Genomic DNA, 7,972 nt, shown 5'->3' with positions numbered 1-7,972 from the left:
TTTAAGAGCTTGCCAAATGGCCTTCTGACAAACGCCAAAACGCTCTGCACGCTCTTTTTGGTAAGCATCTGGATATTGTTCAACATTTTTTATCAATTCGGATTTATCGATTTTTCGCTGACGCGTAGTCGATGCTTTTGGCTCTATTTGATTAATCCAACGCGATACAGATGCAGAGCCAATCCGAAATTACTTCGCTGTTTCTCGGATACTCAACTCTTCTTCTTCCATCGTAAATATCACTTTACGCCTAAAATGAATTGAATAGCTCATATAAATAATGTCATCAAAATTAAGTCGCTTAGCTATATATAAAGTTGTCTTGAAAATCCGTTTGTTAATCGTTAGGTTGTGAGGTATTGTTTGTCGTTAAATTCACATAAATCTTCAATAATACAAGAGCCACAGCAAGAGCCACAGCGTGGCTTTCTGGCAATGCACGTGTAACGGCCATGTAGTATAAACCAGTGGTGGCAATCCACTTTAAATTCAATCGGCACTACTTTGAGTAACTTTTGTTCAACCTCGATAACATTCTTACCTGGGGCAAAATTGGTGCGATTACAAACGCGAAAAATATGGGTATCAACAGCAATTGTTGGCCAGCCGAAGGCGGTGTTCAATACCACATTTGCCGTTTTGCGGCCGACACCGGGTAAGGATTCCAAGGCTTCGCGATTTTCTGGCACCTGGTTATTATATTTATCAATTAATATCTGACAGGTTTTAATAATATTTTCAGCTTTGGTATTAAATAACCCAATTGTTTTTATGTAATGCTTTATTTCATCGATGCCTAGGGCTAGCATTTTTTCAGCGGTATTTGCAATCGGGTAGAGTTTTGCCGTTGCTTTATTGACACTAATATCGGTAGCTTGAGCGGAAAGTAATACAGAAATAAGTAATTCAAAAGGCGAATTAAAAACAAGCTCCGTTGTTGGTGTTGGATTGTTGTCACGTAAGCGAGTCAGGATGTCTATCCGCTTTTGTTTATTCATATTTTATTTGCTCTCGATCCTTGGCTAGATGATTTTTATTGGGGAAAGCCGCCGATTTTACCGCAGATTGCTGTTGTTTGTGACTAATATATTTTTTTACTTTTTCATCGATTAAATATTTACCTGCTAGCATCAAACCTAATCCAATGAAAGCCCCTGGGGGTAATATAGTTAATAAAAAGGGAGAATTAAGATGAATAACTTCAATACGTAATATTTTCGCCCATTCTCCTAGCAGAAAATCTGCACCATCAAACAGCGTACCATTACCTAAAATTTCTCGCATGGCACCTAAAAAAAAGAGTGCTATCATGCCTCCCGCTCCCATCGCTAAGCCATCAATTGCTGAGTTATAGACATTATTTTTGGCGGCGTAAGCTTCAGTTCGCCCAATAACAATACAGTTAGTAACAATCAGCGGAATAAAAATACCTAAAGATTGATATAAATCAAAAGCATAGGCGTTAATTAACATCTGCACAGAGGAGACGACCGATGCGATAATCATTACATAGATTGGAATACGTATTTCGCTTGGGATCCAATGACGAAAAGTTGAGACGGTAATATTAGTGAAAAACAGCACTAATGTTGTTGCCAGACCCAATCCTAACGCATTGGTGGCTGTTGAAGAAACCGCTAGCAAGGGGCACAGACCTAATAATTGAACCAGTGCTGAATTGTTTTTCCATAATCCCTGGATAAAAAGTTTCTTAGTTTCATGCATGCTAATTAATTTGCGCATGCTGGATAAGTTGATAATTTTTGTGGCACCGACTGTATAAACCAGGCTGCACGCTTAGTGGAATTAATAACTGCTCTTGGTGTAATGGTAGCACCAGTAAATTGGTCAAAATCGCCGCCATCTTTTTTTACCGCCCAATGGGGACTATGTTCTGAGTCAATTTTTTTACCTGAGAAATCGTTGATCCAATTTGAAATACGAATATCAATTTTATCACCTAATCCAGGTGTTTCATGATGTTCAGTTACACGAACACCAAGCACTTTACCATGAAAATCGGCTGCGACTAGCAATTTTATTGCTCCTGAATAACCATCTGGTGCGATACTTTCTATGATGGCAGCAATCAGTTTTCCCTCTTTTCTGGCAATATAGAGATGATGAGGCAGTTCGCTACCTAATGCTTGATTTTTACTTACTAAGTAACACTCTTTGGTTAAATTATTATCATAAAATTCACGAGCAATAATTTGATCAAACAGTTTTTGTTGTTGGATAAGTAGCTGGTTATTAATGGTACTTTTGGTGATGGTATAAACCACTGCTGTCAGTCCAGTGGTAGCGGCAGCAAAAACAGCCAATATCAAGCCATGATGTCTAATGGATTTTAGCATAACCACTCCTTATTTATGGCGATAAACACGCGGCTGGCTATAGTGATCAATCAGCGGTACAGCGATATTGGCCAGTAATACCGCAAAAGCAACAGCATCAGAATAACCACCATAAACACGAATGATCCAAATTAATAATCCAATCATTGTACCATAAATAAGACGACCACGGGGTGTAGTTGCCGCTGTAACTGGATCGGTGGCGATAAAAAAGGCACCAAGCATGGTTGCTCCTGAAAAGAGATGTATCATAGGAGAAGCGTATTGTGATGGCATAATAAGCCAGCTCAATAATGAGCAGAATATTAGCGTGGCTAAAAAAGCCAGCGGAATTTGCCAGCTGATTATTCGGCGGTAAAGCATAATAATGCCACCAAACAGATAAGCAATATTAACCCATTGCCAACCGATGCCAGCTAAAGAACCTTGTAAAACAGGTTGTTGCAGTATTTGGCTAATTGAGTGTGTTAGTAAACCCGTTTTAAAGCTATCGAGTGGTGTCGCTTGAGTTACACCATCAAAACCTAACGTTAATTGATTTAAAGTTGCTCCTGTATCGGTATGGCCGGAAAAAATGACTTGTAGGCTAGCTAAAGTATCGGCATGGATCGATTGAAGCTCTGTCGGCGGTAACCAACTGGTCATTTGAACAGGAAATGAGATCAATAATACCACATAACCTACCATGGCTGGATTAAATGGATTTTGGCCTAATCCGCCATAGATGTTTTTAGCTATTAATATGGCAAAGGCCGTCCCTAAAACTACCAGCCACCAGGGTGATAATGGTGGAATACTAATAGCCAATAATAAGGCGGTTACTAAGGCGGAATTATCTTGTAAATGGGTTATAACCGGTAATTTTCGTAGCTGTAAAGCTGCCGCCTCACAAATAAATGCGGTTATGATAGCGAGTAAAATTTGGTAAATCGTTCCACTACCAAAAAAGTAAATTTGGCAGGCAATACCGGGAATGGCAGCAATAACAACCCACAGCATAAGTTTACTGGTACTTTGGTTTTCATGCGTAAAGGGTGAAGTCGTCATTTTTAATCGGTTGACCCGACTATTAGTCGTTATTCGTCTGAATTTCATTTTTCAGCTCATATATTGTTCAATTATTAGGGAGTTTTACTCTGCGCATCACGTTTGGGTTTAGCCCGAGCAATAGCGGCAGAAACGGCCGCTTTACATGGATCAGCTGGCTGCGGCTCGCTTATTATTTCTGTTTTTACAACTGATTGGCTTTCTGCTGCTTTTTTCGCTTTAACGCGAGCAATAGCGGCAGCAACGGCCGCTTTGCGTGGATCAGGTGGCTGCGGCTCGCTTATTATTTCTGTTGTTACAGCTGATTGGCTTTCTGCTGCTTGTCTGGTAGCTTGAATAGCGCGCAGTTGGGCTTTTCTGGCTTGACGCGCTTCAATCGCTGCTTGATTATTCAATGATTCAGTTCTACTATTATCAGCCTGATTTTTTTGTGCATTAATTGCGGCTTTTTCGGTTTCTTCAGGCTTAACCGCAGCTTGATTATGCCGTTGCTGACGCAAAATTTTTTCTCGTTCAAGCCGGCTTTTTTTAGCCTCAAACCGTTGCTTAGCATCCCATCTACGTTGCTTTTCTTCAGTAATGGCTTTAATTTCTGCCTTTTCTTGTCGATAGTATCGGACAAGTGGAATATTACTTGGGCAAACATAAGCACAAGCACCACATTCTATGCAATCGGATAAATTATATTGTTCCGCTTTTTCATGCTCTTGTCCTCGACTAAACCAATAAAGCTGTTGTGGTAATAAATTAGCTGGACAAGCCTGGGTACAAAGACCACAGCGAATGCAAGCTTCTTCAATATTAGGTTCACCGATTTCTGCTATGGTAGGAGCAAGGATACAGTTGCTAATTTTAACAATAGGAGTGGTTAAATCAGACAAAGTAAAGCCCATTAGTGGCCCTCCCATAATAACCATTTGCTCTGATTGTGGCACCAGACCGACCTGTTGTAATAGAAAATTGATCGGGGTACCCAAACGAACCCAATAATTACCAGGCTTTTGTATAGCATCACCGGTTAATGTAACCACCCGTTCAATTAATGGTTCTCCATCGATAATGGCTCGTTTAATCGCAAAAACAGTACCAATATTTTGCATCAATATACCAATGAACGAAGAGTGAACGCCGCTGGGTATCTCCTTGCCGGTTAATATCTTAGTTAATTGTTTAGCGCCGCCTGAAGGATACTTTGTTGGGATCACTCGTAATTTAATCATAGCTTGTTGGCCTAAAAGTGCTTCTTTTAAGGCGGCTATTGCTGCGCGCTTATTATCTTCAATACCAATGAGGACTTCTTTCGGTTTTAAAATATGTATCAGTATCAGTATACCTTCGATAATTTCATCAGCATGCTCCTGCATTAATCGATCATCGGCGGTTATATAAGGTTCACACTCTGCGGCATTGATAATTAACGTATTAATTAACTTATTGCCATTTTTCAACTTTGTTGCCGTCGGAAAGCCTGCGCCGCCTAATCCTGCTATACCGGCTTGCTCAATATGTGACAATAAGACTTTAGTAGAATATTGTAAGTAGTTCGGTAGAGGTTTGCGCTCACACCATTGATCTTTACTATCTGGCTGTAACCGAATACAAAGCTCTTTTAGGCCGGAGGGGTTTGCGGTTATATGGGGGGCTATGTCAGTAATAGTACCTGAAGTCGGAGCATGGACAGGGATCCGACGATCACAACCTTTAGTTAATGCTTGTCCTTTTAAAAGATAGTCATTGGTTTTAACAATGATATCACCCGCTGAGCCTACATGTTGCTGAATAGGAATAATCAATTCATCAGCTAAAGGGAGCGTAACTAACGGAACTTGGCTTGATTGTATTTTCATTTCATGCGGATGTATGCCACCTGAAAAAGACCAAATTTTTTCTTTATTTGACGTAAGTTTTTTGAAAAAGTTAAACATTTGCTTGCTCCTTGCTAGCAAATGTAACGATCGGTGTTGAGTTCGATGATGTAGTAATATTTTTTACTGGAATAGTGGTGAGATGCCATTTCCAGTTTTTGATGGTGGTTTTTATTGGTAGCATCGTAATACAGTCTGTTGGGCATGGGGCGACACAAAGATCACAACCGGTACAGAGATCTTCTACCACTGTATGCATAGCGCGCGTTGCTCCAATAATTGCATCAACGGGGCAAGCGTGAATACATTTAGTGCAGCCAATACAGTTGGCTTCATCAATAAAAGCAACTTTTCGTTCTGGCGTTAATTTATCTTTATCAAGCGCTTGTGGCTCTACATTAAGTAATTCGGCAATTTTTAACATAGCTTGTTCGCCGCCGGGCCCGCACTTATTTATGGTTTCACCATTATTGGCAATTGCTTCGGCGTATGGGAGACAACCTGGATAGCCACATTGGCCACACTGGCTTTGTGGTAAAATATGATCAATTTTTTCTACTATTGGATCGTCTTTTACTTTAAAGCGAAGCGCGGCAAATCCTAAAATAATACCAAAAATAAGGCCAAATCCGGCAATAAGAGCGATTGCAATTAATAAAGTACTCATTAGAATTTTACCAAACCACTAAATCCCATAAATGCTAAAGACATTAGGCCCGCTGTAATGAGACCAATCGATAAACCGCGAAAGGGAGGCGGAACATTTGCCACTGCGATACGTTCCCGGATGGCAGAAAATACCACCATTACTAAAGAAAATCCTACTGCAGCCGCAAAACCGTAAACAGCAGATTGTAAAAAATTATGTGATTGATTGATATTTAATAAAGCGACACCAAGAACTGCACAGTTTGTGGTAATTAACGGTAAAAAAATACCTAAAAGACGGTATAGTGTCGGGCTGGTTTTGCGTACCACCATTTCAGTAAATTGAACAACAACAGCAATAACTAATATAAAGCTTAAAGTACGTAAATAGATTAAATCTAACGGTATTAGAACCAATGTATCCATTAGCCATGAAGAGATGGATGCGAAAGTCATCACAAATGTTGTAGAAAATCCCATACCAATAGCGGTTTCTAGTTTTTTAGAAACCCCCATAAAAGGGCATAAGCCAAGAAATTTTACTAGCACGAAATTATTTACCAAAACGGTAGCGATAAATAATAAAAAATAATCTGTCATCTGAACGCCTAAATTTTTTATTTAGTCAGTCGAAGTTGTAAACCTAAATGGTCGGCTATGATAGCAACTGATAGTCATATAGGTTATCGATCTTATGTGAAAGTCAATTTTAGTCAGTTAATGATTTTTAAGAAAATGAAAAATAGTGATTGCAGCTAAAAAATAAAAAGGTACGCTAAATAATATGCATCGGCTGCTCTGGTTGTAATATATGGTTTCAAGTTTGACATGTCCTTGTTTTAAGGGGTAGTTATGAATAAACCGATTAAGGTTGGTTTGATTGGTTACGGTTTTGCCGGTAAAACCTTTCATGTTCTTTTTATTACCACAATAGAAGGATTTCAATTATCAGCTATTGTAAGTAGTGATGAACAAAAAGTAAAAAAAGATTGGCCTAATGTCCCTATTTTTGCTTCACTTGAACAACTTTTTGCTGAGCAGCCAGAAGTCTCTTTGATTGTTATTCCAACGCCAAATAAAACACATTTCCTCCCATTGGCTAAACAAGCACTCGAAGCCGGTAAACATGTAATCGTTGATAAATTGTTTACCTTGACTATGCAGGAAGCTTTAACGCTAAATCAATTAGCGCAAACAAAAGGTAAGTTATTATCTGTTTATTATAATCGCCGCTGGGACTCAGGTTTTTCAACGGTGAAATCGTTGTTAGAAAAGCAAATATTGGGTGAGCTAAAATATTATGAATCGCATTTTTATGGTTATCGGGCCTGATGTGCGTCAACGGTGGCCAGAGTCAAAAGAGGCGGGGAGTGGTCTATGGTATGATTTGGCGGCTCACATTCTTGATCAAGTATTGCAACTTTTTGGCCAACCTAAATCGATTTTTGCCGATATAGCGATGATCCGGCCACAAGCTGAAACAGTTGATTATTTTCATGTTTGCTTAAATTATCCAACCTTAAAAGTTGTTTTACATCCTACCACCATCGCAGCAGCAGAGTCGCCGATTTATCTACTACATGCTATGGAAGGCAGTTATGTAAAATATGGTCTCGATCCACAAGAAGAGTGTTTAAAAGCAGGGCAATTACCAACAGTAAAAGATTGGGGTAAGGATAGTCACGATGGAAATGTGACGTTGTCACAAAATGGTGAGCTAATTGTTAAGCCATTAGAAACTAAACCGGGTAATTATCGGGTAATTATCGGGTAATTATGGTCACTATTATCGTGCTATTCGTCAGGCAATTACTAATGGTACACCTAATCAAGTTAGCGCCGAAGAAGCTATTTTGGTGATGAAATTTGATTGAAGCGGGAATCGAGTCGGCAAAAATGCAACACACAGTAGAGCTGGCGCTTTAATTTTATTCATTTTGTCTATTCATATTTTTAAATATTAAAGGAAGCGTTATGTGTTGGTGGCGTCGTTTATAAATTGATTATTTTTTGTTGTTTATAGCTAAGCGACTTAATTTTGATTACACCATATTG

The 7,972-nt window shown here is 39.2% G+C and carries 8 protein-coding genes and 1 pseudogene; 1 reads left to right on the top strand and 8 read right to left on the bottom strand.

The features are described from left to right. From ARSQ2_RS03335 to rsxA, 8 genes are all read right to left on the bottom strand, one after another. Positions 1-183, bottom strand: a 183-nt coding sequence (locus ARSQ2_RS03335; RefSeq protein ID WP_255487266.1) for a transposase, incomplete at its 3' end; no start/stop codon positions are given. A 161-nt stretch (positions 184-344) separates the two neighbouring features. Further along, the gene (nth, locus tag ARSQ2_RS03330) at positions 345-998 is read right to left on the bottom strand and encodes an endonuclease III (protein WP_181994343.1); all 654 of its coding nucleotides are present in this window, start codon (positions 996-998) and stop codon (positions 345-347) included. After that, positions 991-1,725: an electron transport complex subunit E gene (locus ARSQ2_RS03325; RefSeq protein ID WP_181994345.1), complete on the bottom strand. Its 735-nt coding sequence runs from the start codon at positions 1,723-1,725 to the stop codon at positions 991-993. The genes nth and ARSQ2_RS03325 overlap by 8 nt, the downstream gene beginning before the upstream one ends. Positions 1,726-1,730: 5 nt before the next feature. Further along, complete coding sequence (rsxG, locus tag ARSQ2_RS03320; RefSeq protein WP_181994342.1) at positions 1,731-2,357, bottom strand: electron transport complex subunit RsxG; 627 nt, start codon at positions 2,355-2,357, stop codon at positions 1,731-1,733. Positions 2,358-2,366: 9 nt separating this feature from the next. Then, positions 2,367-3,452 (bottom strand): electron transport complex subunit RsxD, encoded by a 1,086-nt coding sequence (gene rsxD, locus ARSQ2_RS03315; RefSeq protein ID WP_181994341.1) that lies wholly within the window; start codon positions 3,450-3,452, stop codon positions 2,367-2,369. Positions 3,453-3,478: 26 nt separating this feature from the next. Further along, a complete protein-coding gene (gene rsxC, locus ARSQ2_RS03310; protein WP_181994344.1) occupies positions 3,479-5,329 on the bottom strand; it encodes an electron transport complex subunit RsxC in 1,851 nt (616 codons plus the stop codon). Then, positions 5,322-5,936, bottom strand: coding sequence for an electron transport complex subunit RsxB (gene rsxB, locus ARSQ2_RS03305; protein WP_181994340.1), 615 nt, complete (start codon positions 5,934-5,936; stop codon positions 5,322-5,324). Before rsxB ends, rsxC begins: the two co-directional genes overlap by 8 nt. Beyond that, positions 5,936-6,517: an electron transport complex subunit RsxA gene (gene rsxA, locus ARSQ2_RS03300; RefSeq protein ID WP_181994339.1), complete on the bottom strand. Its 582-nt coding sequence runs from the start codon at positions 6,515-6,517 to the stop codon at positions 5,936-5,938. The genes rsxB and rsxA overlap by 1 nt, the downstream gene beginning before the upstream one ends. Positions 6,518-6,769: 252 nt before the next feature. On the opposite strand from rsxA, the pseudogene ARSQ2_RS03295 reads away from it, so the two are divergent. Further along, positions 6,770-7,843 (top strand): annotated as a pseudogene (locus ARSQ2_RS03295) (oxidoreductase). Positions 7,844-7,972: the final 129 nt, after the last annotated feature.

The organism is Arsenophonus endosymbiont of Bemisia tabaci Q2 (assembly GCF_902713415.1).
Taxonomy (GTDB): Bacteria; Pseudomonadota; Gammaproteobacteria; order Enterobacterales; family Enterobacteriaceae; genus Arsenophonus.
The sequence above is the reverse complement of the archived record's forward strand: the minus strand, read 5'-3'. Positions and strand labels throughout refer to the sequence as shown.

Bases quoted from the DNA above. Each gene is read 5' to 3' on its own strand.
- nth (WP_181994343.1), bottom strand. From the start codon at position 998: ATGAATAAACAAAAGCGGATAGACATCCTGACTCGCTTACGTGACAAC.
- ARSQ2_RS03325 (WP_181994345.1), bottom strand. From the start codon at position 1,725: ATGCATGAAACTAAGAAACTTTTTATCCAGGGATTATGGAAAAACAAT.
- rsxG (WP_181994342.1), bottom strand. From the start codon at position 2,357: ATGCTAAAATCCATTAGACATCATGGCTTGATATTGGCTGTTTTTGCT.
- rsxD (WP_181994341.1), bottom strand. From the start codon at position 3,452: ATGAAATTCAGACGAATAACGACTAATAGTCGGGTCAACCGATTAAAA.
- rsxC (WP_181994344.1), bottom strand. From the start codon at position 5,329: ATGTTTAACTTTTTCAAAAAACTTACGTCAAATAAAGAAAAAATTTGG.
- rsxB (WP_181994340.1), bottom strand. From the start codon at position 5,936: ATGAGTACTTTATTAATTGCAATCGCTCTTATTGCCGGATTTGGCCTT.
- rsxA (WP_181994339.1), bottom strand. From the start codon at position 6,517: ATGACAGATTATTTTTTATTATTTATCGCTACCGTTTTGGTAAATAAT.